27 protein-coding genes and 2 pseudogenes are annotated in these 25,200 nt (G+C 42.8%); 19 read left to right on the forward strand and 10 right to left on the reverse strand.

What is annotated here, in order from left to right; genetic code table 11:
• Positions 1–23: 23 nt before the first annotated feature.
• Positions 24–1,313 (forward strand): IS630 family transposase, encoded by a 1,290-nt coding sequence (locus K6984_RS03745; RefSeq protein ID WP_221894284.1) that lies wholly within the window; start codon positions 24–26, stop codon positions 1,311–1,313.
• Between the two features lie 350 nt (positions 1,314–1,663).
• Here K6984_RS03745 and K6984_RS32460 read toward each other — a convergent pair whose 3' ends face one another.
• Entirely contained in the window at positions 1,664–1,792 is a 129-nt protein-coding gene (locus K6984_RS32460) for a hypothetical protein (protein WP_263458628.1), read from the reverse strand.
• 38 nt (positions 1,793–1,830) lie between these two features.
• Between K6984_RS32460 and K6984_RS03750 the strand changes: the two genes are divergently transcribed.
• Entirely contained in the window at positions 1,831–2,193 is a 363-nt protein-coding gene (locus tag K6984_RS03750; protein ID WP_221894285.1) for a hypothetical protein, read from the forward strand.
• 378 nt (positions 2,194–2,571) lie between these two features.
• Positions 2,572–2,694, forward strand: coding sequence for a hypothetical protein (locus K6984_RS32465; RefSeq protein ID WP_263458645.1), 123 nt, complete (start codon positions 2,572–2,574; stop codon positions 2,692–2,694).
• On the opposite strand, the pseudogene K6984_RS03755 reads toward K6984_RS32465, so the two are convergent.
• The 3 genes and pseudogenes from K6984_RS03755 to K6984_RS03765 form a co-directional block, all read right to left on the reverse strand.
• Positions 2,662–3,812: pseudogene (locus tag K6984_RS03755) on the reverse strand (IS3 family transposase); the annotation flags it as partial. The gene K6984_RS32465 and the pseudogene K6984_RS03755 overlap by 33 nt on opposite strands.
• 149 nt (positions 3,813–3,961) lie before the next feature.
• Complete coding sequence (locus K6984_RS32470) at positions 3,962–4,090, reverse strand: hypothetical protein (protein WP_263458596.1); 129 nt, start codon at positions 4,088–4,090, stop codon at positions 3,962–3,964.
• Positions 4,039–4,551 carry a transposase gene (locus K6984_RS03765; protein WP_221894287.1) on the reverse strand — a complete coding sequence of 171 codons (513 nt, stop codon included), beginning with the start codon at positions 4,549–4,551 and terminating at the stop codon, positions 4,039–4,041. The genes K6984_RS32470 and K6984_RS03765 overlap by 52 nt, the downstream gene beginning before the upstream one ends.
• 33 nt (positions 4,552–4,584) lie before the next feature.
• Between K6984_RS03765 and K6984_RS03770 the strand changes: the two genes are divergently transcribed.
• The 6 genes from K6984_RS03770 to K6984_RS03790 all read left to right on the forward strand — a co-directional run bounded on the left by K6984_RS03770 (position 4,585) and on the right by K6984_RS03790 (position 7,626).
• Entirely contained in the window at positions 4,585–5,091 is a 507-nt protein-coding gene (locus K6984_RS03770) for a hypothetical protein (protein WP_221894288.1), read from the forward strand.
• On the forward strand, positions 4,973–5,485 hold the full coding sequence (locus tag K6984_RS03775) for a transposase (RefSeq protein ID WP_221894289.1): 513 nt from the start codon (positions 4,973–4,975) through the stop codon (positions 5,483–5,485). The genes K6984_RS03770 and K6984_RS03775 overlap by 119 nt, the downstream gene beginning before the upstream one ends.
• A gap of 58 nt (positions 5,486–5,543) precedes the next feature.
• Positions 5,544–6,872, forward strand: a complete 1,329-nt coding sequence (locus K6984_RS03780; protein ID WP_221894290.1) for a transposase — start codon at positions 5,544–5,546, stop codon at positions 6,870–6,872.
• Positions 6,873–6,909: 37 nt separating this feature from the next.
• Complete coding sequence (locus K6984_RS32475; RefSeq protein ID WP_263458646.1) at positions 6,910–7,041, forward strand: hypothetical protein; 132 nt, start codon at positions 6,910–6,912, stop codon at positions 7,039–7,041.
• Positions 7,025–7,210: a hypothetical protein gene (locus tag K6984_RS03785; RefSeq protein WP_221894291.1), complete on the forward strand. Its 186-nt coding sequence runs from the start codon at positions 7,025–7,027 to the stop codon at positions 7,208–7,210. Before K6984_RS32475 ends, K6984_RS03785 begins: the two co-directional genes overlap by 17 nt.
• A gap of 107 nt (positions 7,211–7,317) precedes the next feature.
• Entirely contained in the window at positions 7,318–7,626 is a 309-nt protein-coding gene (locus K6984_RS03790; RefSeq protein WP_221894087.1) for a hypothetical protein, read from the forward strand.
• A gap of 469 nt (positions 7,627–8,095) precedes the next feature.
• Here the strand turns inward: K6984_RS03790 and K6984_RS03795 are convergent, their stop codons facing one another.
• From K6984_RS03795 to K6984_RS03810, 4 genes are all read right to left on the reverse strand, one after another.
• On the reverse strand, positions 8,096–11,185 hold the full coding sequence (locus K6984_RS03795) for an efflux RND transporter permease subunit (RefSeq protein WP_230987881.1): 3,090 nt from the start codon (positions 11,183–11,185) through the stop codon (positions 8,096–8,098).
• Between the two features lie 295 nt (positions 11,186–11,480).
• On the reverse strand, positions 11,481–12,698 hold the full coding sequence (locus K6984_RS03800) for an efflux RND transporter periplasmic adaptor subunit (protein ID WP_221894292.1): 1,218 nt from the start codon (positions 12,696–12,698) through the stop codon (positions 11,481–11,483).
• On the reverse strand, positions 12,695–14,086 hold the full coding sequence (locus K6984_RS03805; protein WP_221894293.1) for a TolC family protein: 1,392 nt from the start codon (positions 14,084–14,086) through the stop codon (positions 12,695–12,697). The genes K6984_RS03800 and K6984_RS03805 overlap by 4 nt, the downstream gene beginning before the upstream one ends.
• Positions 14,087–14,293: 207 nt before the next feature.
• A complete protein-coding gene (locus K6984_RS03810; protein ID WP_221894294.1) occupies positions 14,294–14,632 on the reverse strand; it encodes a hypothetical protein in 339 nt (112 codons plus the stop codon).
• Positions 14,633–15,214: 582 nt separating this feature from the next.
• Between K6984_RS03810 and K6984_RS03815 the strand changes: the two genes are divergently transcribed.
• Positions 15,215–15,406, forward strand: coding sequence for a hypothetical protein (locus K6984_RS03815; RefSeq protein WP_221894295.1), 192 nt, complete (start codon positions 15,215–15,217; stop codon positions 15,404–15,406).
• Here the strand turns inward: K6984_RS03815 and K6984_RS03820 are convergent.
• Complete coding sequence (locus K6984_RS03820) at positions 15,369–15,611, reverse strand: hypothetical protein (RefSeq protein WP_221894296.1); 243 nt, start codon at positions 15,609–15,611, stop codon at positions 15,369–15,371. The genes K6984_RS03815 and K6984_RS03820 overlap by 38 nt on opposite strands.
• Here K6984_RS03820 and K6984_RS03825 point away from each other — a divergent pair.
• The 8 genes and pseudogenes from K6984_RS03825 to K6984_RS03860 form a co-directional block, all read left to right on the forward strand.
• The gene (locus tag K6984_RS03825) at positions 15,568–15,741 is read left to right on the forward strand and encodes a hypothetical protein (protein WP_221894297.1); all 174 of its coding nucleotides are present in this window, start codon (positions 15,568–15,570) and stop codon (positions 15,739–15,741) included. The genes K6984_RS03820 and K6984_RS03825 overlap by 44 nt on opposite strands.
• Entirely contained in the window at positions 15,669–16,055 is a 387-nt protein-coding gene (locus K6984_RS03830; RefSeq protein WP_221894298.1) for a hypothetical protein, read from the forward strand. Before K6984_RS03825 ends, K6984_RS03830 begins: the two co-directional genes overlap by 73 nt.
• Positions 15,937–16,794 (forward strand): transposase, encoded by an 858-nt coding sequence (locus tag K6984_RS03835; RefSeq protein ID WP_221894299.1) that lies wholly within the window; start codon positions 15,937–15,939, stop codon positions 16,792–16,794. Before K6984_RS03830 ends, K6984_RS03835 begins: the two co-directional genes overlap by 119 nt.
• A 74-nt stretch (positions 16,795–16,868) precedes the next feature.
• Positions 16,869–17,246 (forward strand): hypothetical protein, encoded by a 378-nt coding sequence (locus K6984_RS03840; RefSeq protein WP_221894300.1) that lies wholly within the window; start codon positions 16,869–16,871, stop codon positions 17,244–17,246.
• 158 nt (positions 17,247–17,404) lie between these two features.
• Positions 17,405–18,652: a TolC family protein gene (locus tag K6984_RS03845; protein ID WP_230987902.1), complete on the forward strand. Its 1,248-nt coding sequence runs from the start codon at positions 17,405–17,407 to the stop codon at positions 18,650–18,652.
• Positions 18,645–20,159, forward strand: coding sequence for an efflux RND transporter periplasmic adaptor subunit (locus K6984_RS03850; RefSeq protein WP_221894302.1), 1,515 nt, complete (start codon positions 18,645–18,647; stop codon positions 20,157–20,159). Before K6984_RS03845 ends, K6984_RS03850 begins: the two co-directional genes overlap by 8 nt.
• Positions 20,156–23,320, forward strand: a complete 3,165-nt coding sequence (locus tag K6984_RS03855; protein ID WP_221894303.1) for an efflux RND transporter permease subunit — start codon at positions 20,156–20,158, stop codon at positions 23,318–23,320. The genes K6984_RS03850 and K6984_RS03855 overlap by 4 nt, the downstream gene beginning before the upstream one ends.
• 119 nt (positions 23,321–23,439) lie before the next feature.
• Positions 23,440–23,871, forward strand: a pseudogene (locus K6984_RS03860) (heavy metal-binding domain-containing protein); the annotation flags it as partial.
• On the opposite strand, the gene K6984_RS03865 reads toward K6984_RS03860, so the two are convergent.
• Positions 23,849–24,076 carry a hypothetical protein gene (locus K6984_RS03865; RefSeq protein ID WP_221894305.1) on the reverse strand — a complete coding sequence of 76 codons (228 nt, stop codon included), beginning with the start codon at positions 24,074–24,076 and terminating at the stop codon, positions 23,849–23,851. The pseudogene K6984_RS03860 and the gene K6984_RS03865 sit on opposite strands and share 23 nt — an antisense overlap.
• A 259-nt stretch (positions 24,077–24,335) precedes the next feature.
• Here K6984_RS03865 and K6984_RS03870 point away from each other — a divergent pair, with 259 nt between their 5' ends.
• Positions 24,336–24,824: a hypothetical protein gene (locus K6984_RS03870; RefSeq protein ID WP_221894306.1), complete on the forward strand. Its 489-nt coding sequence runs from the start codon at positions 24,336–24,338 to the stop codon at positions 24,822–24,824.
• Positions 24,825–25,200: the final 376 nt, after the last annotated feature.

Consider the following 25,200-nt stretch of genomic DNA (forward strand, 5'->3'; position numbering starts at 1 on the left):
AACACTAACGGAAACAGTCAAAAATGGTATCCCTCACTTTTTCAAAGTCAATTGTAGGCCGACTAAAAAAAAATATGGCGACAGCTCTCAAGCTAAGTAATATTTGTTTATATCGATTAACTCAAGCTCTACTCTGGTTCAGTGAATGCATGGGAATCAAAGAAATAGCACGCCTAATGGGAGTCTGTGAAAAAACCATTATAAATTGGCTGAAAACATTCATGCATAAAGGTGTCGGTTGGTTAATAGGGCAACACTATCAAGGACGTGGTCGGAAGTCAAAGTTAACTAAAGACCAGAAAAATAGATTGGTTGAGTTGATAAAGAAAGGCCCAGAAGACAATGGATTTCATTGTGGAATATGGAATACTGCGATGATTGCCGAGCTTATTTGGTTAAAATTTGAAGTTCGTTATAACTTGAACTATTTATCAAGCCTAATGAAAAAACTGGGCTTCAGTTATCAAAAAGCTCGTTTTGTGACTGATCGCCAAGAAGAAGAAAAGTACGAGCTTGAAAGAAAAACGTGGCTGGAAGAAACATTGCCTGCCATTATGGAAAAGGCGGTAGAAGAAAAGAGTGTCGTTTTATTCGGTGATGAGGTGTCATTTGCTATGTGGGGTTCATTGGCACGAACCTGGGCTCCAATAGGAGAGCAACCCACAGTGAAAACATCAGGGATTCGAAAAGGGTTGAAAATGTTTGGTACGATCGAACTCGAAGGAGGGAGTTTTCAATACCGAGAATCATTGGCTTATGAGATAAAACCAAAGTCACTTAGACTTTTAAAAGAAGCTGGGCTGCCTCAAGAATTTTTAGCTATTCTTAAAAGCTTAAAAAATGAGAAATATCCAACACAGAAGCTTTTTATGGAAGCGATATATTCTATTGCCGACAACGTCTTAATCGAGAGTTATAAGCCAATGATATTACAACACGCTGAAACATCTGGGCGTTTTAATGGTGAAAGCTATGTTGAGTTTTTAACACAATTGCTGGCTTATTATAAAGGCAAGATTATTCTAATTGAAGATGGTGCCCCGTATCATGGAAGCGGTGTTATTAAGGAATTTAAGTTAGCTAATGTAGATCGTTTGACAGTAGAATGTCTCCCTGCGTTCTCGCCGGATTTTAATCCGATTGAGAAATTATGGAAAAATACGAAACGCGATTCGACTCATATGAAGTATTTTAAAACTTTTGAAGATCTTCATGATTCAGTTGTGCAAACTTTTAACACTTATATGCATGATGCCAGTAAAGTGATTTGTGTTATGCAAAAATTGCGGGAAGATTTCGTTGTTACCGCCTAAGTTTAAGCGCTCCAAATTTGGAAATTATTTATCTGAGAAACTATAGTTGTAGCATAGTTTCAATTTTACCATAAATAATTATTGGGAAACTTCAGATATTTAATTAATGAAAGGTTTTGTAGTTCAATATTCGCTAAAGTGTTATGGTCTGCATTCAGGGGTTTTATAATTCCCTAATATAGTGCCTAGCACCTCCACTACCGCTGAAAATCAGGGAAACGGAGCCTAAGCGAAGTGATGATTTTTAGTCCGCGATAGCCGTAGGGCCGTTATTTTGTCGGAGTCTGAGCGTTAGCGAAGGTGGAGACAAAATAAAAGGCCATCCGACACGGCGTCAAGTCATTTGGAGCCTATGTTCCGACCCCTTGTTGGGTCGGGACGAGGTGACGAGGACGAATCGGGGCCGCCGGAGGCATAAGTGGTCGCGTTAAGTTTTTGCTGCTTGCTTGGGCTGGGATGCCAAAAACAAGCTTTCGCAAAAATAGCGACTCCCCGATTTTTATAAAAGGTTAAAATCATGAAGTACATCGTTAAATCAATAGCAGTTCTTGTTTTATCAGTTGCCAGCATTTCGGCATTAGCTAAAGATAAGCCCATGAACATGCAGCCTGGAAATGCTTCCGGTCAGGGTATGGCTATGGAAATGTCTGATGAAATGAAAGACAAGATGGCGCGCAAGAAGCAAATATATATCTTGAAAATGAATGATCTTTCCGACCGCATTCAGGATGAGAAAAATGCTAAAAAGAAACAGGCATTAATGGACGAACAACTACAGCTAATTAAAGATCATCAAGAAAAAAAGCGCCAAATGAAAATGAAGATGATGCAAAAACATCATCAGAAAATGATGCAAAAAAAGGGCAGTATGAAAATGTAAAAAAATCTTACCCGATTAACTGTCAACGCTAACGGGTGAAACATCTATTGGTATTGGGACGCATATGCTTCCCAATACCAAAATCTTAACCCAGCCTTTGATCTTAAATTTATGACTAATTGTGAACTATAAGATAAGGGAGATCATCAGTGTTCCCATTGAAAGAAGAAGTACCTAAACAAAGCAGCCTATAACCTACCTGAAGGTAGCGCCACTCGAATATTTCCATCTTTTTGATTTTAATCACTTATAACAGCAAATAGACACTCTGTAGGCACCGTAAAAAAAACAACAAATAATTTCAAATAAAGCTTGCAATTGCCGAAAAAAGTTTTCTAAAAATTTCCGTTTTAATCACCTCATAAACGGATATCACCCATGCTTAAAGACCTACCACTCTCTGAACATATTCACCAACACTGCAATGAAAGTATCGGTGTTTTTCAAGATAGTTTTCGCCTAAATTATTTAAGCCGCTTCATCAGTCCTGTCAGGATTTAATGAAACTGGCCCTGTAGCATCCCAGTTTCTGGTTGAGCCAGACCATCTGGAAGGTTTTTCTTTTTTTTCTTTTTTCTTCTGGAGATATAATTTATCTCGCATTTCAAGAATATTTTTGTCTTTTCCTTCATGTTGTTCCGCAGGTGTGACGAATTTTATTTTGCTGTGCCGGTGCTCGTTGTTATACCATTCGACAAAGTTACCTACCCATTCCCGGGCTTCATCAAGACTATCAAAGCCACTGCCAGGCCAGTCAGGACAATACTTTACCGTTCTAAACAAAGCTTCAGAATAAGGGTTGTCATTACTCACTCGTGGGCGGCTGTATGAGCTGGTTAAGTTTAAATCATACATTTTGCTGCGCAAGGTGAGTGATTTCATTGGTGCGCCATTATCAGAATGGAGCACCAATGGGTTATACATCATTTTTTCCTTTAATAGGCTACGCTCAAGTAGTGTAGCGGCATCTTCGCCACTTTCTTGTTCATACACTTCAGCCCCGACTATTTTTCGGCTATAAATGTCCTCTATCATATATAAATAGTAGAACTGACCCACGATGGGTGTTGGCATGTAGCTGATATCCCACGTCCATACCTGGTTCGCTTTTTCTGCGATATAACTCGTTGGTTTGGAGGTGTTTTTGCGCTCTTTAGCCCGCCCTCTATGTGTGACTTGTTCTGCTTTATGCAACACTCGATAAAATGATGATTCGGAGGCAATGTAGATGCCTTTGTCTGCCAGGATAGGGACGATTTGACTCGGTGGTAAATTGGCATACTCGTCCTCATTACAGGTCATTAAAATAGCAAGTTGCTCATATTCGCTTAATTTATTATTAGGAGATGGGCGTATGGCATCCGACCTTCTATCGGCCTCTACTCCTCCGTTAACTTGCCAGTTTTGTAAGGTACGAATGCTGATACCAACAATATCACAGGCTTTGCCCTTTCTGGCACCTTGTCCAATGGCTTCATTGATCCATGTGACATAATTTACGCGCTCTGAGTGAGGAATTAAGCGTCCTCGTTTTCCTCCCAGAGCGCATCCAGCTTTTTTCTAAGCACCAATAAGGCCGCTGTTTCTGCAAGTGCTTTCTCTTTGCGATTAAGCTCTTTCGCTGAAAATCAGGGAAACGGAGCTTTAGCGAAGTGAAGATTTTTAGTCCGCGATAGCCGTAGGGCCGTTGTTTTGTCGGAGTCTGAGCGTTAGCGAAGGTGGAGACAAAATAAAAGGCCATCCGACACGGCGTCAAGTCATTTGGAGCCTATGTTCCGACCCCTTGTTGGGTCGGGACGAGGTGACGAGGACGAATCGGGGCCGCCGGAGGCATAAGTGGTCGCGTTAAGTTTTTGCTGCTTGCTTGGGCTGGGATGCCCAAAACAAGCTTTCGCAAAAATAGCGACTCCCCGACTTTAATTTTTTGTTTTCACTACGTAATTGTTTTAATACGTTTTTATCTGTTTTTTCTTGCGTCACGTTTTGCTCTGATCCTTTAATAAAATGGGTCTTCCAGGACTCAAGTTCAGCTTTATAAAGCCCATGTGTACGACAATATTCATTACACTCTTGCTCGCTCAGGGTACTTGTTTCTATAATGGCTGATAATTTTTTCTCGGATGTCCACTGTATAGGAGAATGGCTTGTGTTTTTAGTGTTTTTGCACTTCTTATCAACATAAGTTTGCTTCCACGTATACAGCGTTCCGTAAGGAATATTTTCGGCCTTAGCTAATTCAGGTACGCTCGTATTTAAGGGGGGAAGCATTTTGTTAATGATGGCATCTTTTCTTTCTTTTGGGTATTGAGTTGTCATGGTTTTATTTTTCCGCCCCTTGTTTGAGTTATTATTTTTCAAATAAGGCGAAAACTATCCTGACACGGGGGGGGTATGGAACGTGCCCTGTTAGCAGAGCGTCATCCTTTGTGGGCTCGTTCATGCCCAGAGTTGAAGGATATCGACTTTATTCGCCTTGGGTTATTACGCTGTATCAGTGTAGTCGATAGTGGTAGCCATTTCCTCCAAACCAATGAACAGATTTATGGCCAGCTGCTTCCCCACTCAACGTATTTTAAATCACTGAAGTCGCATAGACGAACAAGTATGCTTGAGGCATTTGAACAGCAGAGCTATCATCTTCACGCTGAAACACTGCTATCACAAGGCATTGATTATCTTAAAGCATTCCCAGAACTTGACGAATACACCATAGAAGCAGCGGATGGACATTTTATTGATCATGCCTGCCATACTGAAAAAAACAGCAAGGGGAAAGTTTATGCGGCCGGGGGGGATTTACGCGTTGAATCTCAGAAGTGGGTTGCTCAGATTTCTTTGTCTGGTGACAAACGGAACTCAGAGGCATCAAGAAATACCTGTGTTACGAGATCATATTGAAAAGCAAAACAAGGGAAATAACAGCTCTCAGAAACATCTCTATGTCTACGATAAAGCCGTCACCGACTTTGTCTGGTGGGATCGGCAGAAACGACATGCTAATTACATGATTTCAATGCTAAAAGAAAATTCAATTGCGACTCTGGTTGAGTCTATCCCTTTTGACTCCCGCCATGAGATCAATACAGGGGTTGAAGCATACAGTGTGTACGAAAACAAGGGCATCAAATTTAACGTGGTGGATTACCGTGATCCAGAAACCGGAAAACTTCACCGGTTTGTGACAACCTTGCCAATGACCATTAACCCTGGAACCATTGCTATGCTGTATTTCAAGCGATGGACGATTGAAAAGACATTCAATAACACTAAAACTCGATGTTCAAGTTTTTGATATTGAGAAGGTAAAATCAGGTATTCTGAGGTTGTTGTAATTTTATCGGTGTAAGCCCATGTTAATGAATGCCCCAGCCACCTTTATCCAAAGCTATATTGACGATTTAAATGATGCGCTCAATCAGCTAAAACCCGGAGCCGCTTTGACACGGATTCAAGCCGCTTGGTTGGGCACTTGTTTAACGTGCATACTGCTAATGAACTCTGTTTGCTGGGCTAAGTTTGAGCGAGCAAGCCTTGGAGATTGCAAAGTAGCCGCATTATCCTGGGTGTTTCGTAAAGCAAGTATACCCTGGGACTGGTTGCTACGGTTGAGTGTGGTCTTAATTTTAAAACGTTATGGCATTACTGAAGGTGTGTTGGCCTTTGATGAATCAGACCGAGCACGATCTAAGTCTACAAAACGTATTTATAAGGTTTACAAGCAGAAACACAAAGGCTCCGGCGGGTATGTTAATGGACAAACGATAGTATTATTGCTGCTAGTTACCTCATCCATTACAGTGCCTGTCGGTTTTTTCTTTTATATGCCGGATCCAGCCTTAAAGCAGTGGGATAAAGAAGATAAACGGTTGAAAAAGAGCGGTATAGCAAAAAAAGATCGGCCTATTAAGCCTGAACGTGACAGTGCCTACCCGACCAAAACAGAGATTGCATTAGGCTTATTAAAAGAGTTTAAAGTTGCGCATAGCCTGATTAAAATTAAAGGCGTACTGGCTGATGCGCTGTATGGTGAAAAAGCCTTTATGGACGAAGCCGCTAAAGAATCTGGAGGCTCGCAGGTGATTAGCCAATTACGTAAAAACCAAAATATTGAATATAGAGGTAGAATAAGGTCAGTCGAGAGCTACTTTAATTCGATTAACAAAGGCATTGATCAGATAATACGTGTACGTGGCGGCAAAGAGATTAAAGTGACTGTCAGCAGTGCACGATTAAAGGTGAGTTCTCACAGTAAAAAACGCTTTGTCATTGCCTTAAAATATGACGGTGAAAACGACTATCGCTATTTAGTGGCGACAGACCTGACTTGGCGCACACAAGATATTATTCAAGCCTATACGTTGAGATGGCTGATTGAGGTTTTCTTTGAGGACTGGAAGCTTTATGAAGGATGGGGGCGTGAGGCCAAACAATTAGATGAAGAGGGATCAAGCCGTGGCCTGATTCTGAGTCTTTTGTTTGACCATTGCCTTCTCCTTCACCCAGAGCAAATAGCCCGCATTGAAAGCAAACTACCTGAGTATACCGTAGGAAGCTTACAGCGCAAGTCTCAAACGCTGTCAGCCCCGGACGGGCTGATAGTCTCCAGAAGGCGCAGGGAAATTTGCCAATCCGAAGTGCGCGATAGCGCGCGAGGGAGGCTAAAATTTTATCCCGAATAGCCGTAGAGCCATTTGTGGTAGCCATGACTGAGCTGCTTTGTGCTCAGTCTGTGGCGGACGCAGGGCGGCTGGAGCATCTCCTATTCGCTGCGTAGGTGAACGAATTACGGCGACAGGAGTCCCGGAATTTCGTGAGGTAGCATGGCGCGCCTGTGGATGTACTGCTTGAGTTCATCACGTCATTGCTAGAGTTTCCAGATCCTGGTGATAAGCTGAAAGAGTTAGGTGAATTAATAAAGGATGTGTTTCAACTGATGCCATCAGGAAAACATATGATTGGCAGAGATTTAGGGCGCTTAGGGCCAACAGCATCATTAAAGTATTGTTCTACTGGGTGAAGGTAAGAGTTTGATGGCAATGGGATGGAAAAACTTGAACATCGAGTAAAAGTAATTTCAAGGAAACTAAAGCTTGGTCTTCCAATACCCGCTCACTTGAAAATCAAATGCGCCTGACTGCAATGAGCTATAATTTAATGCGCGTGTTTGAAGAGATTTCAAAAACACAACAGCCAGAATTGATTCATCCATCGGATAAAAAATATAGCGAGGCTCTGGAGATAAGGCAGCAACAGGCTCAAAAACGAGATCGTTTTGTGAATCCATTATTTTTCCAGGCAAGAATATCTCGTATCAGCTCGTATACCATTCGGGCAGTTCAAAACGCAATAATAACAGGAATGTCTTTACAGTGCTTTATGAGCTCTCTTGTGGCGAGGTTAGTTTCACGGCCTCAATTGATAGGGGAACACTGATGAGGGAGATGGAGACACTTATCATCCAGAACTGCTGCTCTTTTTGTCCGTATTCTGCGTTGTAGTAACTTTCTGGTTTATCAGATCAAACAGACAGATCGCAATTTTTAAACTGAAGTTTCCCAATTATTGAGTAGCTGAAATACACAATGCTGGTGTATCGAGGTTTATTTTAGGTGGTTTTGCCATGTTTATAGCAAACCCCTACTTAATTCCCCTTAGGCAATAGCATTTGAAACGAATGAAAAGACTATTTTTTTCATATAGTTGTAGCATAGTTTTAATTTTACCATAAATAATTATTGGGAAACTTCAGTATAGGCAATAACTTGTTTCATAATATTTACGCTTAATTTTAAATATTTAATTTGATGCGCTTCGTCCCTCAGCACATCCTACAAAGGGGGTATTTAATGGTTGTGGTATTACCACCGCCGTAGGATGTGCTGACGATAGGAAGTGCATCAATTTATTTATCAGATGATACAAACCATTTATACAAGGCAGGAATCACCAGTAAAGTCAGAAAGGTCGAAGTCACCAGACCTCCAACAACCACGGTTGCTAAAGGTTTTTGCACCTCAGATCCGGTGCCGGATGCCAGCAATAATGGAATCAGTCCTAATGCGGTGGTTACCGTGGTCATTAAAACAGGCCTCACTCTTAAACAAGCGCCTTTAATGGAGGCTTCATCAATAGGAATTCCATCTTTAACCAGTTGATTTAAATAAGTCATTAACACCATGCCATTTTCCAGCGTAATACCAAACAAGGCAATAAAACCTACCGATGCAGGAACAGAAAGGTTTTGTCCGCTGAGCCACAAGGCAATCACTCCACCAACTAGCGCTAATGGAATATTGAGTAAAATCAACGCCGCATTTTTAACCGACCCAAAACTGCTGAACAACAATAATGAAATAATGACCAAAGTCACTGGAATCACTATCGCCAGACGTTTATTCGCTTCCTGTTGCAAACGGAACTGTCCGCCCCAGGTAGTGAAATAACCAGGTGGCAATTTAATTTCACTATCAATCACCTGTTGAGCCTCTTCAACAAACGACACTATATCCCGATCAATCACATTGGCTTGAATACTGATAAAGCGTTGGTTATTTTCCCTGGTGATTTGTCTAGGGCCTACTATTTCCTCAATGCGGGCAATTTGAACCAATGGAACACTGATCCCATCTGGTCCACTGATCAATAAATTACGAATTGCTTCGATACTATCTCGGTCTTGCTTTTGATAACGCACGAGAATATCAAAACGACGTATGCCTTCAAAGACTTGCCCTGCAGTTATACCTCCAATAGCACCACTAATAACCTCTTGCACATCAATTAAATTAAGACCATAACGGGCAATGGCAAGGCGATCTGGTGTGATAACCAGCTGTGGTGTACCAGAAACCTGGTCAACCTGAACATCAGCCGCACCCTCAACCTTTTTAATCACAGCGGCGATTTCATCGGCTTTAGTTTTAAGCTGTGCTAAATTATCACCAAATAATTTAACGGCCAGTTCCGCCCTAACGCCTTCCATTAGCTCATCCACAGTCATTTCAATCGGCTGGGTTAAATTCGCGGTAATACCCGGTAAATCAGCCACAATTTTTCGAATTCCATTTTCGATAAGTCCTTGATTTCCCGGATCTCGCCATTCATCCTTATCTTTAAGGATGATATACATTTCCGCTGAATTAATAGGATCTGCATGAGCACCTACTTCGCCTCGCCCAATTCGACTAGTGACTTCGATCACCTCAGGAATCTTTAACAAGCGTCTTTCCACAATCAAGGTATTGCGTTTACTTTCATTGATGGATATTGAGGGAGCCATGGTCAAACGCACTACAATAGTGCCTTCCTGTAGTTTCGGGGTAAATTCAGAGCCTAGAAAAGGAAAAATCACCATACCCAATAATAATAGTCCAGCTGATAATGCAACTGCAATTTTTCGATTATTGACAAAGTATTCAACCAAAGGTCGATACGGTTTTAGCAAAGCATTGAGAATACGCTCATCCAACCCTGGTTTCCCATCCTTTGTTGAATTGCGTCGCATTAATACGTCAGATAAGACAGGAGCCAGAAATAGTGCATAAATCAAAGAACCCAGCATGGCTAATGCTACCGTATAAGCCAGAGGTCTAAAGGTTTTACCTTCCACACCCTCCAAAGTAAACAAAGGTAAAAAAACGATAATGATAATGGCAATGGCAAATAAAATGGGTTTTCCTACTTCACGGCAGGCTCTCCCCACGACATGTAAACGTGATTCATCTGGCTTTGATTCGCGCAATAAACGGTCTACATTCTCGACCATTACAATCGTGCCATCGACCATCATACCAATGGCAATCGCTAGTCCGCCTAATGACATTAAATTAGCCGACATGCCCAATAAACCCATGGCGATAAATGCAAACATCACCGAAAAGGGAATGGCAAGAGCAACCACTATACTAGGGCGAAAACCGCCCATAAACACCAATAACACCAAGGCAACCAGAATAATACCCTGTATCAAAGCACTACTGACAGTATTAACAGCTCCTTCAACAATATCTTTCTGTTGATAATAGGGGACGATACTGACCCCTTTGGGCAAAGTTCGATTGATCTCTTGTATTTTTTGTTCAACTCGCTCTATCACCGTAGAGGCATTGGTGCCATATAATTTAATGGCCATACCGGCAACCACTTCACCTTCACCATTACGAGTCTGTAGTCCGCGTCTAATCGCTCCGCCAATTTTTATTTCCGCCAGTTCCGATAAATAAATGGGACGCCCATCAACGGTTTTTACCACAATATTTTCAATATCGGGTATACCTTTTGCCAAACCTACTGAGCGAATAATAAATTGTTCATTGTTTTTTTCCAGATATTGAGCGCCGACATTAAGGTTATTAGCACGTACACGCTCGATTAACTCATTTAAGGTAACTTGATAGCGTAATAATGCATCGGGTTGTACCACTACATGAAATTGCTTTTCAAACCCACCAATACCCAGTACTTCCGTGACTCCACGTACTGTTTGCAAATTGAATTTAACAACCCAGTCCTGCATGCTACGCAGGTCTTCCAGTGTATATTTATGGGTATCATCTTTTAGATAATAAAACAGTACCAGACCCATCCCGGTTGAGATAGGTCCCATGGATGGCTCACCAAAACTGGCGGGAATCTGATTCCGGGCTTCCTGTAAGCGTTCGCCCACCAGTTGCCTGGCAAAGTAAATACTGACATCATCATCAAAATAGAGATTGACTACTGATAAGCCGAAATTCGACACTGAACGGATTTTCTCTATACCCGGTAAGCCGGTCATGGCAGCTTCAACGGGGTATGTGACGTACATTTCAATTTCTTCAGGTGCCAGACCTTCAGTAATGGTGAATATTTGTACCAGATTAGGTGAGACATCAGGAAAGGCATCGACGGGTAAACCCTGATAACTTCGATAGCCCGTTGCAACTACCACAACGGCAAGTACCAGTATTAACAGCCGACTGCGTAAAGATAAATTAATTATTTGATTGATCATAAAATCTCCAAAGGGAGTTTTGTGTAGGATGTGCTGACGATAGGAAGCGCATCAAATATATGCACATTTGTACATAGTTGATGCGCTTCGTACCTCATCATCCTACTTTGTTAGGTATATTAGTGGTTGTGGCTTTCGCCAAATTCACCTTTCTGCAACTGTGCTTTCAAGGAAAAAACATTTTGTCTGACCCTAGTGTAGGATGTGCTGACGATAGGAAGCGCATCAAATATATGCATATTTGTACATCATTGATGCGCTTCGTACCTCAGCACATCCTACTTTGTTAGGTATATTAGTGGCTGTGGCCTTCGCCAAATTCACCTTTCTGCAATTGTGCTTTCAAAGAAAAAGCATTCTGGCTGACATAGGTTTGCCCAGGTTTTAAGCCCTGGATAATTTCTACTTGTAGAAAATCCTGGCGTCCAATTTGTACCGCTTGAGGTTCAAAGCCGCCATCATCATGTTGTATAAAAACACTGGTTTGTCCGTCAATGGTTTGCAGTGCGGTTAAAGGAATCACAATGTCAGCCTGTTTTTGTGCGATAGCCACCTTAGCATTAACAAATAACCCAGGCCGCCAATAACCACTAGGGTTGTCAATGACCACTCCGGCCATTGCGCTACGAGTTTTTTCATTTAATGTAGGGCTTAACCAGCTGATATCACTCTTTGCGACCGTTTGTTTGTCCGTTACGCCAAAGCGCGTACTGATTAAAACTTGTTGCCCTTGATGAATAAAGGATAAGTCTTTTTGATAAACCGTTAGGTTTACCCAGACTTGAGATAAATCCGCGATTGTAAAGCTACGGGTATTGGTCGTAAGTACTTCACCTTGAACGGCATGTTTTTCAATAATAACACCCTCTGCAGGTGCGCGTAATTCATATAAAGTCAGGTCTTTATCGGCATGCTGCAGCACAGCAAGAATAGATTTTTTAGTCAACCCGATAGCCAATAGCCGCTGTTCGGCCGCTTTACGTTTAATCGACATTTCAGCCTGAACTTGCTGGGCTGACAGATAGTTTCGCTTTGCCGTGATGTTGCCTTTGTACAAATCCCGCTCACGTTTTAGATTGGTATTAGCCAGCTGTAATCGACTTTCTGCAGCGACAAATTCCGCTTTGGCATTTGCCAGTTCACGACTGGAAAGTGTCGCCAAAAGGTCGCCTGCAATCACCTTATCACCTAAATGTTTAAATACCTGGCGTACCACGCCTGAAACACGCGGGACAATATGAAACAAACGTTCAGGTGCAACAATGACTTCTCCGGTTAAACTCAGGGTTTTATTAATGACTCCTGATTTTGTCTGAGCCAGTTTTATATCGAACTCTTGCAATTGAGCGGCAGAAAAATTGAGCTCAGGTTCTTCATGGTCTTCATGTTCCTCATGGTTTTCGTGTTCCCCATGCTCATGTCCATGTTCCTCGGCAAAAGCGAAAGGCGGTACAGATAAAAAAATGCATAGGGAAAAAACACAGGCTATTAATTTTGTAGTGACTCGCTTCATTGGATGTCCTCGCTCATTGTTATAGACGATGGGTTGAGACTTCCACCGATTAATCGTTCAATTCTGGCAACATTCAGGTGATAATCTGTTTGAGCCTGTATATATTGTGTTTTTACACCGACAAGTGTGCGCTGGGCATCGAGCACTTGCAGAAAATCGTATTCACCTAAACGGTAACCACGGCTTGCCACTTTAAAAGCGCTTTCTGCGCCGGGTATGACATCGTTGCGTAAAGTTGTGACTTCTACATAAGCTGAATGGAGTTGCTGATAAACGACATTGAGCGCTGTCATGGTATTGATTTCGGCATTTCTACGCTCATCCTCTGCTTTGTTCAAGCGCCGTTGTGCAGCAAGAATACTGCCCTGATTACGGTCAAATAAAGGCAGCGGCATGGAAAATCCGGCATTCATATTGTAATCATGCCCATCCAGATAGGTATTAGTGCCAAAATTAAAGGTGATGTCTGGAATTGCTTTGGATTTCTCCATACTGATGAATGCCTGGCGCTGATTAATTTCCGTTGCCCATCGCGCTAGATCGGGATTTTCTTGAATGCGCTGGATTAAATCCTGTAATTCAGGGGGGGGCTGAATATCTTCCAAGTCACCCAGTGCAGACTGGAATAATGCCTCCGTGCTTCCCCAAGTGCTGGCCAGGCGCTGGCGACTGGCCAGTAATTGTTTCTGGGTACGTTGCAGATCTATCTGAGCAGAAGCCTTGATTACTTTTGCTTTAGTTTCTTCCAGTGGTGCCACGCTTCCTGAGCGAACCTTTGCCGTCGAAATATCAACCATTTTTCTGGCTAAATCCAGTAATTGCCCTGCTAAATGCAGGCGCTGCTGAGCCGCAAGCACTTCAATATAAGCCTGTGTGACCTGAGTTAAAACATTAATGCGTTGCGTTTCATAATCCCAATTAGCCAGTTCATGATTTAATATAGCGACTTCGGTTCTGGCAGCGCGCTTGCCACCTAATTCAACTAATTGACTTAATACGATGGTAATTGCATCGCCATCGGCTCCTTTAAACTTGTTATTGCCGAAATTTTGGGCTTGCACGCGAAACTTCGGGTTGGGTAACAGAGTGGCTTGTAGGGTCGCTGCTTCGCGGGCGCGGGTTTCCTGAGAAAATGCCGCAAGTTTAGGGTTACCCGTTAATACCTGTGCCAGTGCTTGTGCTAACACCAGTTGAGCCGTTGGCTCTTTAATAGGCACTAAAGTAATAGGGCGCTGTGCCGTTATATCGGGCGATTGTAAGCTAAGCTGATGCTGAGAGCCATTAACGACTGTTTCTGCATAAGCTTGAGAAAAGGATAAACAAAATCCTACCGCCGTGAGCGAGACTATCGCACGCGCGTAAGAACTATTTTTTACTCGTGGGTTCATTGAACCTCCTGAACTGATAACAAAACCTCAAGTCATACTTGAGAAATGAAATAGGGCGGCGTTAGATAAAGGTTAGTGTAGGATGTGCTGAGGCACGAAGCGCATCAATGATGTGCAGGTGTGCGTATCGTTGATACGCAAGTGTGCTTATATTTGATGCGCTTCGTACCTCAGCGCATCCTACTCCTTTACCAAACGCCAAAACGTTCAGGCAATAGGAGGTCGTAACTTAGGTAAGGTATTTCTGGAATACCAGAAATCAGCAGGGAGGGGGGAATTGATAGCTTTTTGTATAACAAGACTTTTTGCTACAAAATCACTGCTTGCAAGTGTTTGTCCCATATGTCCGCCATGGTCATAAATACAAACACCACAATGTGGTTGATGATCTTGAGTTGGCGTATGATCATCAGAAACGAGCTGAGTTTGTTGCGCAGAGAAAACAGGGTGAGCTTGATCCGCACTGGCTATAGACCAGTCATGGATATCCGTCACCATCCAGGTAGACACCCAGAACGTCAAAAATGCTAAAAAATAAATACTCATTCGTTTCATTTTTTAAATGATAACAAGAATCAGTTAAAGGTCAAAGAAAATTGTTATCAAAAATAAAAAATTAATTAAACCTGAACTGAAGTTTCCCAATAATTATTTATGGTAAGATTGAAACTATGCTACAACTATATGAAAAAAATAGTCTTTTCATTCGTTTCAAATGCTATTGCCTAAGGGGAATTAAGTAGGGGTTTGCTATAAACATGGCAAAACCACCTAAAATAAACCTTGATACACCAGCATTGTGTATTTCAGCTACTCAATAATTGGGAAACTTCAGTTCAGGAAGTATAAATACTTGTTTTTATACTCCATGTGCAGAATCAGACAATAACTTTTTCAAACGAAAATCATCAGTGTTCCCATTGAAAGAAGAAGTACCTAAACAAAGCAGCCTATAACCTACCTGAAGGTAGCACCACTCGAATATTTCCATATTTTTGATTTTAATCACTTATAACAGCAAATAGACACTCTGTAGGCACCGTAAAAGAACAACAAATAATTTCAAATAAAGCTTGCAATTGCCGAAAAAATTTTCCGTTTTAATCACCTCATAAACGGATATCACCCATGCTTAAAGACCTACCACTCTCTGAACATATTCACCAACACTGCAATGAAAGTATGGAACGTGCCCTGTTAGCAGAGCGTCATCCTTTGTGGGCTCGTTCATGCCCAGAGTTGAAGGATATCGACTTTATTCGCCTTGGGTTATTACGCTGTATCAGTGTAGTCGATAGTGGCCGCCATTTCCTCCGCTGAAAATCATGGAAACGGAGCTTAGCGAAGTGGTGATTTTTAGTCCCTGATAGGCGACAGGGCAATTCGCTGATTCGACGTGTGCTAGCAGCACGCGAGAGGAGCAAGAATTGCATTCCGAATAGCCGTCCAGCCAGTGAGGTAGTAATGACGAAGCGGCTTTTGTGCGTAGTCGTTGCGGACGCAGGGCGTTCAGGGCATCTCCCATCCGCTGCGTAGGTGAACGAATTATGGCGATAGGAGTCCCGGAATTTCGTGAGGTAGCATGGCGCGCCTGCAAACCAATGAACAGATTTATGGCCAGCTGCTTCCCCACTCAACGTATTTTAAATCACTGAAGTCGCATAGACGAACAAGTATGCTTGAGGCATTTGAACAGCAGAGCTATCATCTTCACGCTGAAACACTGCTATCGCAAGGCATTGATTATCTTAAAGCATTCCCAGAACTTGACGAATACACCATAGAAGCAGCGGATGGACATTTTATTGATCATGCCTGCCATACTGAAAAAAACAGCAAGGGGAAAGTTTATGCGGCCGGGGGGGATTTACGCGTTGAATCTCAGAAGTGGGTTGCTCAGATTTCTTTGTCTGGTGACAAACGGAACTCAGAGACATCAAGAAATACCTGTGTTACGAGATCATATTGAAAAGCAAAACAAGGGAAATAACAGCTCTCAGAAACATCTCTATGTCTACGATAAAGCCGTCACCGACTTTGTCTGGTGGGATCGGCAGAAACGACATGCTAATTACATGATTTCAATGCTAAAAGAAAATTCAATTGCGACTCTGGTTGAGTCTATCCCTTTTGACTCCCAGCATGAGATCAATACAGGAGTTGAAGCATACAGTGTGTACGAAAACAAGGGCATCAAATTTAACGTGGTGGATTACCGTGATCCAGAAACCGGAAAACTTCACCGGTTTGTGACAACCTTGCCAATGACTATTAACCCTGGAACCATTGCCATGCTGTATTTCAAGCGATGGACGATTGAAAAGACATTCAATAACACTAAAAGTAATTTCAAGGAAACTAAAGCTTGGTCTTCCAATACCCGCTCACTTGAAGATCAAATGCGTCTGACTGCAATGAGCTATAATTTAATGCGCGTGTTTGAAGAGATTTCAAAAACACAACAGCCAGAATTGATTCATCCATCGGATAAAAAATATAGCGAGGCTCTGGAGATAAGGCAGCAACAGGCTCAAAAACGAGATCGTTTTGTGAATCCATTATTTTTCCAGGCAAGAATATCTCGTATCAGCTCGTATACCATTCGATCAGTTCAAAACGCAATAATAACAGGAATGTCTTTACAGTGCTTTATGAGCTCTCTTGTGGCGAGGTTAGTTTCACGGCCTCAATTGATAGGGGAACACTGATGACGAAAATAGTAATTGACAACGATTATCAATTAGCCTAATCTAAAAATAGACATAATAAATAACTGAATCAAATGAAAAAACAGAGTCTGTCCATTTTACTTATACTGATGATGCTGATTACGCCTATTGCATCGGCGTTTGAACATTGTGCAGGGATGGATATGTCTCATGACTCTGTAAATCAAAAGATGTCTATCGTCCAGTCAATGGATGTGGTAAGTTCTTTAGAGCATCAAATAATGCTTAATAGCTCGCAAGCTAAGCAAATGAATATGGACTGCCACAGCAGTGGCAGTTGTACGCTTCATCTGTGTGGGTCTTATGCCGTGAGCACTTCTGCCCCTACGCTAAATCTTGCTACTACTAGTAACTTTTCAATTTTTGAAGACACCTCACTCTATAGCGCCGTTTTAACTTCAGAAATAAGACCGCCAATAGCTATCCTCTAACAGAGGATTTGTATACCATATGTAGGATGCGCTTCGTACCTCAGCACATCCTACCGCTGATTACATTCCTCTGCATACACACTCTGGTTATGCCAGTTTTTTCTTCTCTTGTGTAAGAGGATTTTATGATTTTATCCAACAAAACCACGCTATTTTTGATGCTACTGGTTTTATCCGGCATTGTTAACGCTGAACAAGCGCCTTTATTAACGCTGCAATCAGCCGTTGATATTGCTGTGCAAGACAACCCCAGTCTGGCACAAATTCAGGCACGCTCCGAAGCCCTAGCGGCTATTCCCTCACAACTTGGCAGTTTGCCTGACCCAGTGATTAGTTTTAATGCCTTAAATTTACCAGTGGATACTTTTAATCTAGGTCAGGAAAATATGACCCAGATGCAGGGCGGTATTTCTCAGGCGTTTCCCTTTTTCGGCAAACTCGCCTTGCGTGAAGAAGCGGCCACTTATCAGGCAGAAGCCGCCACACATGATGTCACCGAAGCCCGTTTTCGTCTGTTACGCGATGTTAAAAAGGCCTGGTGGGCATTGTTTTATCTGGAACGGGCCTTAGAAATTATTATCGTCAACCAGGATCTGTTACGCCAATTCGTTAAAATTGCGAGCACCAAATATGAAGTCGGTGAGGGCTTGCAACAAGATGTATTATTGGCACAACTAGAATTATCTAAACTATTAGATTCTGAAATCGTATTGACAGGTGCGATAGCTAAAAGCAAAGCACAATTAAACGCTCTGCTTGATCTGCCAGCAAATCGCAAAATCAACATCCCGAAGCAGATAGCAGAAAACCTGCCTGTCCTGCAGTCAGAATCGGCCTTGTTCGTACAAGCGGAAAGCTATCGTGCTTTACTAGCTTCCAGGCGTGAGACTATTCATGCAGCCCAATCACGCCTTGCTCTGGCGGAAAAAGACTTCTACCCTGATTTTAAAGTTGGTGCTTATTATGGCGGGCGTGCCGACACGCTTTCTGGTAAAGAGCGTGCTGATTTTCTGAGCTTAAAGCTGAGTATGACGGTACCTATTTTTGCCGCCAGTAAACAAAGTAAAGCCGTGGATCAGCGTCATAGCGAACTGATGCAACAACGCTACGCTTTACAGGATCAATGGAATAATGTTCGCGTTGAAATCTCCACCGCCTATAGTGATTTTCAGCAAACTAAAAATCAGGCCTTGTTATTTAAAAGTGGCATTATCCCCCAGGCAAGACAAACCGTAGCGTCCATGCTGGCAGGCTATCAGGTCAATAAGGTCGATTTTTTAAATCTGGTCCGTAGCCAAATCACACTCTATAACTATGAAACCCAATACTGGAAAGCTTTAACGCAAGCTAATCAGGCACTCGCACAATTGACTGCCGTGGTCGGCAAGGAAGAAATTTATGAATAAGTCTGTATTGTTAACCGCTATCTTGATGTTACTTTTAGGTATCGGCATTGGCAGTTCGCTAGACTATATCCTTGAAAACACACCTTACCCGCTGGGACACAAGAACATGCCTGTTAATGAAAAACTGCAGGCCAGGCAACCCTTGTTTTATCGTAACCCGATGAACCCTGCTGTGACATCAGCTGTTGCTATGAAGGACTCGATGGGTATGGATTATGTCCCTGTTTATGCGGAAGAAGATCAACAGAAAGAACGTAAGATACTATTCTACCGTAGTCCAATGAACCCATCCGTTACATCGCCCACTCCAGCGAAAGATGCCATGGGAATGGATTATATTGCAGTCTACGCAGAAGATGATAGCGATACAAAATCACCGGCGGGTACTGTAGAAATTGATGGAACAATGATACAGACTATCGGTGTACGTACCGCCAAGGCTGTTAAAACATCGTTATCTCATACGGTACGTGCTGTCGGTAGAGTCACCTATGATGAAGAGCGCATGGTGCACCTGCACCCTAAAATTGAAGGCTGGATTGAACATTTAAATGTTGATAAAACAGGCCAGTGGGTGAAAAAGGATACCGACTTATTGAGTATTTATTCTCCACAACTGGTATCCAGTCAACAGGAATATATCCTGGCTTTGAGTAATTTGAAAGCCTTGGAAAACAGTCCAATTGAAGATATTCGACGTGGTGCAGAAGAACTAGTTGCAAGCTCACGTGAACGTCTGAAATTACTGGATGTTCCTGAACATCAATTACGCGAATTACAACGTAGCCATAAAATTAAAAAAAGTTTACATATCCATGCTCCCGAAGGGGGCATTGTGATGAAAATTGGTGCGCGTGAAGGCCAGTTTGTGACACCAGCCACTGAAATCTATATGATTTCTGATTTACGCAAGATCTGGGTTTACGCCGATATTTATGAATATGAGCTACCCTGGGTTAAAGAAGGCGATCCGGTTGAAATGCAGCTGGCGGGTATTCCGGGAAGAACCTTTAAAGGACATTTGGCTTATATCTATCCCTATGCAGAGTCAAAAACACGCACCATCAAAGTGCGCCTGGTTTTTGATAATGAGGAATTACTATTAAAACCAGAGATGTTTGCCGAAGTGACTATTTATGCAGGCAAGCAAATGGATGCCATCGTGATTCCATCTGAGGCAGTGATTCGTTCAGGTGCGCGAAACCAGGTTTTTGTCGTGCGAGAGCCAGGTAAGTTTGAACCTAGACTAGTAACCTTAGGTCTTGCATCAAGAGGAAAAGTCATTGTATTAAAAGGTGTTAATGCGAGGGAGAGCGTTGTCACCTCAGCACAGTTCTTAATAGACTCAGAGTCAAAATTACGTGAAGCGACGGCTAAAATGCTTAATGATGTGATGGGTGAGAATTCAGTTGATACCAATGATTCTTCAGTCAATCCTGAAAGTAAGAATAACGAAGGTATGAATCATGAAGGTATGGACCATGGCACTCAAGGAGATAAAAAATGATTAGTTCAATCATTGCAAGCTCGATTAAAAACCGCATGATCGTGCTGATTATGGCTATCTTGCTTGGCGTGGGGGGGTACTGGTCTTATAAAAATATGCCGCTAGATGCCATTCCAGACTTATCAGATGTGCAAGTGATTGTCTTTACCGAGTTCCCGGGGCAATCTCCCCAGGTCGTTGAAGACCAGGTGACTTATCCTTTAACCACCGCGATGCTGGCTGTTCCTTATTCCAAAGTAGTGCGGGGTTACTCTTTTTTTGGCCTTTCATTTGTTTATATTATTTTTGAAGATGGCACAGACCTCTATTGGGCGCGTTCACGTGTTTTAGAATCACTAAATTATGTCAGTGGTGATTTACCTAAGGGTGTCACTCCCACCTTAGGCCCCGATGCAACGGGAGTCGGCTGGGTGTACGAATACGCTTTGGTTGATAAAACCGGAAAACATGATTTATCGGAATTACGTTCAATACAAGATTGGTACTTACGTTATCCGTTACAAACGGTTAAAGGTGTCTCTGAAGTGGCTTCCATCGGTGGCTTTGTCAAACAATACCAGGTTGAAGTCGACCCAAATGCATTACAAGCCTACAACATTCCACTCTCTAAAGTTAAACAAGCGATTATTCGCTCCAATAATGATGTGGGAGGACGCCTGGTCGAAATGGCAGAAACGGAGTATATGGTACGGGGCTTAGGCTATATTCGCTCCATCGCTGATTTAAATACGATTCCCGTTGGCGTTGATGCTAACGGTACGCCAATACGCTTGCAGGATATTGCTCATGTCCAGTTAGGGCCTGAATTACGCCGTGGTCTGGTTGAATTAAATGGCGAGGGTGAAGTCGCCGCCGGGATTATTATTATGCGTTTTGGTGAAAATGCAAAGGCAACCATTCAAGCCGTTAAAGATAAACTGGAAGAACTCAAAAAAGGTCTACCCGCCGGGGTTGAAATTATTCCCGTTTATGACCGTAGTGATTTAATTAGTCGGGCAGTTGAAACCTTAAATACCGCATTGATACAAGAGTTAATTATTGTCAGTGTGTTGGTTGGCTTATTTTTATTACATTTACGTTCGTCATTAGTTATTGTCATCAGTTTACCGCTGGGTATTTTGTGTGCCTTTATCGTGATGCGTTTTCAAGGCTTAAATGCCAATATTATGTCATTAGGGGGAATCGCAATTGCGATTGGAGACATGGTCGATGGCGCTATTGTCATGGTCGAAAATGCGCATAAGCATTTGGCCAAGATGCGCGAGCAAAAGCAGCGGGATTTGACTTCTGAAGAACGCTGGCAAGCCATTCGTGAAGCCTCAAGTGAAGTAGGGCCGGCTTTATTTTTCTCGTTACTGATTATTACTGTTTCATTTATCCCCATTTTTACCATGCAGGCGCAAGAAGGACGTTTATTTAGCCCGCTTGCTTTTACCAAGTCGTATGCGATGGGAGCGGCGGCTATTTTAACCGTGACTGTTGTGCCTGTATTACTGGGCTATTTTATTCGCGGCAAAGTTATTCCCGAGCATAAAAACCCCATTAATCGTGGCTTACATTTTCTACATAGCCCCGTTTTAAACATGGCCATGCGTTTTCGCGGTATCACATTGCTTTTAGCCGTGCTATTACTAGGGTCAACCTATTACCCTTTGTCGAAAATTGGCAGCGAATTTATGCCGCCTTTAAATGAAGGGGATATTTTATATATGCCCACAACTTTTCCAGGCATCTCTATTACTAAAGCCAGGGAGTTATTGCAGCAAACTGATAAGATTTTGAAAACATTTCCAGAGGTTCATCATGTTTTTGGTAAAGTAGGACGTGCTGAGACAGCAACCGATGCCGCACCATTATCCATGATGGAAACAACGATTCGCCTAAAACCTAAAAAGCAATGGCCTGATCCTGATAAAACCATGCAGCAACTGATGAGTGAAATGGATAAGGCTATTCAGTTCCCGGGGGTGGCAAATGCCTGGACCATGCCGATTAAAACGCGTATTGACATGTTATCAACGGGGATTAAAACACCGATTGGTATTAAGGTATCAGGCCCCGATTTGAATGTATTACAAAACGTGTCAGAGCAAATAGAAATGGCCATGAAAACCCTGCCTGAAACCACCTCTGCATTTGGTGATCGAGCTGTGGGTGGCTATTATATGGATTTTGATATTGATCGAGAAGCGGCTGCACGGTATGGCTTAACCGTCGGTGATGTTCAGGATGTGATACAAAGTGCTATCGGTGGAATGAATATTACCGAAACCGTCGAAGGTCTGGAGCGTTACCCTGTCAACCTGCGTTATCCGCGTGAACTACGCGATAATATGGAGAGCTTAAAACGCGTGTTGATCCCTACACCGACAGGCAGTCAGATTCCTTTAACATTAGTCGCTAAATTAAATCTAAGGCGCGGCCCCCCCTCTATTAAAAGTGAAGATGCCCGCCCAAATGCCTGGATTTATGTGGATATTAGTAGTTCTGATATTGGGGGCTTTGTTGAAAAGGCAAAAAAAGTATTGGCGGAACAGGTTAAAATTCCTGCTGGCTATACTGTTACCTGGTCAGGTCAGTTTGAATATATGGAACGGGCGGCGAAACGCTTAAAGATAGTCGTGCCTATTACCCTGATGCTTATCTTCTTTTTACTCTATCTCACCTTCGGTAACATGATGGAACCGGTTATTGTCATGCTCAGTGTTCCTTTTGGGTTGATCGGAGGGATCTGGATTGTGTATGTCTATGGTTTTAATTTATCGGTCGCCGTCTATGTCGGATTTATCGCGCTGGCGGGTACAGCAGCAGAAACAGGTGTGATGGTGTTGAACTTTATTGATATAGAAATGGCTAAACTACGCAGGCAAAAGCAACAATTGTTGTCTTCGAAAGAAATCAGAGTAGTGGTTGAGTCAGCAACTGCGTTGCGTGTTCGCCCCGTTGCTATTACGGCTTTTTCTACCATGATTGGCTTAATTCCCATTATGTGGAGTACCGGGACAGGCGCAGATGTGACCCAACGAATTGCAGCACCAGTATTGGGCGGCATGTTCACGGTGTTATTGTTGACCTTACTGGTTTTTCCTGTGATTTATAGCCTGGTATTAGAGTTTCAGGAGTGGATGAAACGCCGACAGATTCAGCTTGTAGAAGAATGATAATAATGGCTTATTTTTGATTGTAATAGGAGAACATTATGGATTCGAACCACGGTCACCATCAACATAAAAATGGGCATACTCCAGATATGTCAGAACATGCTTAACGCTACACTTGCGCTATGCACCCTGAAATACAACAAGACCACCCGGGGGATTGTCCTTTGTGTGGTATGGCTTTAGAAGCACGCACTATTACAGACGATTCTGAAAATTTTGAATTAATTAATATGAATCGTCGTTTCTGGATTAGTTTACTGCTTTCTTTCCCCGTGTTTGCCATAGCCATGGTCCATGATATGGCACCTGATTTAATACCGGAAAGCATCTCCTTACAGCAAATACAGTGGTTTGAATTTGTCTTGGCAACACCAGTAGTACTCTGGTGTGGATTACCCTTTTCCCAGCGTGGCTGGGCATCTATTATTCATCGTAGTTTAAATATGTTTACCCTGGTATCGCTAGGCATAGGCGTTGCCTGGATATACAGTGTTATTGCTACTTTTTTACCGCACCTATTTCCGCCTGTTATGCAGGATGACAATCGCTGAAAATCATGGAAACGTAGCTTAGCGAAGTGGTGATTTTTAGTCCCTGATAGGCGACAGGGCAATTCGCTGATTCGACGTGTGCTAGCAGCACGCGAGAGGAGCAAGAATTGCATTCCGAATAGCCGTCCAGCCAGTGAGGTAGTAATGACGAAGCGGCTTTTGTGCGTAGTCGTTGCGGACGCAGGGCGTTCAGGGCATCTCCCATCCGCTGCGTAGGTGAACGAATTATGGCGACAGGAGTCCCGGAATTTCGTGAGGTAGCATGGCGCGCCTGATATTATTCAAGCCTATACGTTGAGATGGCTGATTGAGGTTTTCTTTGAGGACTGGAAGCTTCAGGCGCGCCATGCTACCTCACGAAATTCCGGGACTCCTGTCGCCGTAATTCGTTCACCTACGCAGCGAATAGGAGATGCTCCAGCCGCCCTGCGTCCGCCACAGACTGAGCACAAAGCAGCTCAGTCATGGCTACCACAAATGGCTCTACGGCTATTCGGGATAAAATTTTAGCCTCCCTCGCGCGCTATCGCGCACTTCGGATTGGCAAATTTCCCTGCGCCTTCTGGAGACTATCAGCCCGTCCGGGGCTGACAGCGTATGAAGGATGGGGGCGTGAGGCCAAACAATTAGATGAAGAGGGGTCAAGCCGTGGCCTGATTCTGAGTCTTTTGTTTGACCATTGCCTTCTCCTTCACCCAGAGCAAATAGCCCGCATTGAAAGCAAACTACCTGCGTATACCGTAGGAAGCTTACAGCGCAAGTCTCAAATGGATGTACTGCTTGAGTTCATCACGTCATTGCTAGAGTTTCCAGATCCTGGTGATAAGCTGAAAGAGTTAGGTGAATTAATAAAGGATGTGTTTCAACTGATGCCATCAGGAAAACATATGACTGGCAGAGATTTAGGGCGCTTAGGGCCAACAGCATCATTAAAGTATTGTTCTGCTGGGTGAAGGTAAGAGTTTGATGGCAATGGGATGGAAAAACTTGAACATCGAGTAAAAGCCTTTTTTGTTTCTGGTGGGTGTAATCAATTTTGAGAAATTATTCTAAACTGAAAATTCGCCTGCAAAGAAAGCACAGCTTAAACTATTGCTCGTAGTAGTTAACAGGTGTGTCGGTTATAATATTGCATTGGCTGCTCAACTCAACTTCTTCATCTTTGGCCGGGCTGATACAGCCCGCACTGTATATTTGCTAGTCCTTTCTGCCCCTTAAAAATGAGTTGCACTTATGAGCTGATTCTAAGTTTGCAATAAATATCCATGGCTTGATGTCTTATTAACCTTTTTGTTATGTACAAACTGAAGTTTCCCAATTATTGAGTAG

The sequence above is a fragment of the Bathymodiolus japonicus methanotrophic gill symbiont genome (assembly GCF_019721995.1).
In the GTDB taxonomy this organism is placed as follows: Bacteria; Pseudomonadota; Gammaproteobacteria; order Methylococcales; family Methylomonadaceae; genus Methyloprofundus.

Excerpts from the sequence above, each read along its gene's own strand:
- K6984_RS03840 (WP_221894300.1), top strand. The coding sequence starts at position 16,869 with ATGAAAAAACAGAGTCTGTCCATTTTACTTATACTGATGATGCTGATT.
- K6984_RS03810 (WP_221894294.1), bottom strand. The coding sequence starts at position 14,632 with ATGAGTATTTATTTTTTAGCATTTTTGACGTTCTGGGTGTCTACCTGG.
- K6984_RS03870 (WP_221894306.1), top strand. The coding sequence starts at position 24,336 with ATGGCTACCACAAATGGCTCTACGGCTATTCGGGATAAAATTTTAGCC.
- K6984_RS03790 (WP_221894087.1), top strand. The coding sequence starts at position 7,318 with ATGCGCCTGACTGCAATGAGCTATAATTTAATGCGCGTGTTTGAAGAG.
- K6984_RS03845 (WP_230987902.1), top strand. The coding sequence starts at position 17,405 with ATGCTACTGGTTTTATCCGGCATTGTTAACGCTGAACAAGCGCCTTTA.
- K6984_RS03805 (WP_221894293.1), bottom strand. The coding sequence starts at position 14,086 with ATGAACCCACGAGTAAAAAATAGTTCTTACGCGCGTGCGATAGTCTCG.
- K6984_RS03745 (WP_221894284.1), top strand. The coding sequence starts at position 24 with ATGGTATCCCTCACTTTTTCAAAGTCAATTGTAGGCCGACTAAAAAAA.
- K6984_RS03815 (WP_221894295.1), top strand. The coding sequence starts at position 15,215 with ATGCTTAAAGACCTACCACTCTCTGAACATATTCACCAACACTGCAAT.
- K6984_RS03770 (WP_221894288.1), top strand. The coding sequence starts at position 4,585 with ATGGAACGTGCCCTGTTAGCAGAGCGTCATCCTTTGTGGGCTCGTTCA.
- K6984_RS03780 (WP_221894290.1), top strand. The coding sequence starts at position 5,544 with ATGTTAATGAATGCCCCAGCCACCTTTATCCAAAGCTATATTGACGAT.
- K6984_RS03750 (WP_221894285.1), top strand. The coding sequence starts at position 1,831 with ATGAAGTACATCGTTAAATCAATAGCAGTTCTTGTTTTATCAGTTGCC.
- K6984_RS03865 (WP_221894305.1), bottom strand. The coding sequence starts at position 24,076 with ATGGGAGATGCCCTGAACGCCCTGCGTCCGCAACGACTACGCACAAAA.
- K6984_RS03835 (WP_221894299.1), top strand. The coding sequence starts at position 15,937 with ATGCGGCCGGGGGGGATTTACGCGTTGAATCTCAGAAGTGGGTTGCTC.
- K6984_RS03800 (WP_221894292.1), bottom strand. The coding sequence starts at position 12,698 with ATGAAGCGAGTCACTACAAAATTAATAGCCTGTGTTTTTTCCCTATGC.
- K6984_RS03830 (WP_221894298.1), top strand. The coding sequence starts at position 15,669 with ATGGCGCGCCTGCAAACCAATGAACAGATTTATGGCCAGCTGCTTCCC.
- K6984_RS03795 (WP_230987881.1), bottom strand. The coding sequence starts at position 11,185 with ATGATCAATCAAATAATTAATTTATCTTTACGCAGTCGGCTGTTAATA.
- K6984_RS03820 (WP_221894296.1), bottom strand. The coding sequence starts at position 15,611 with ATGGGAGATGCCCTGAACGCCCTGCGTCCGCAACGACTACGCACAAAA.
- K6984_RS03775 (WP_221894289.1), top strand. The coding sequence starts at position 4,973 with ATGCGGCCGGGGGGGATTTACGCGTTGAATCTCAGAAGTGGGTTGCTC.
- K6984_RS03855 (WP_221894303.1), top strand. The coding sequence starts at position 20,156 with ATGATTAGTTCAATCATTGCAAGCTCGATTAAAAACCGCATGATCGTG.
- K6984_RS32465 (WP_263458645.1), top strand. The coding sequence starts at position 2,572 with ATGCTTAAAGACCTACCACTCTCTGAACATATTCACCAACACTGCAAT.
- K6984_RS03850 (WP_221894302.1), top strand. The coding sequence starts at position 18,645 with ATGAATAAGTCTGTATTGTTAACCGCTATCTTGATGTTACTTTTAGGT.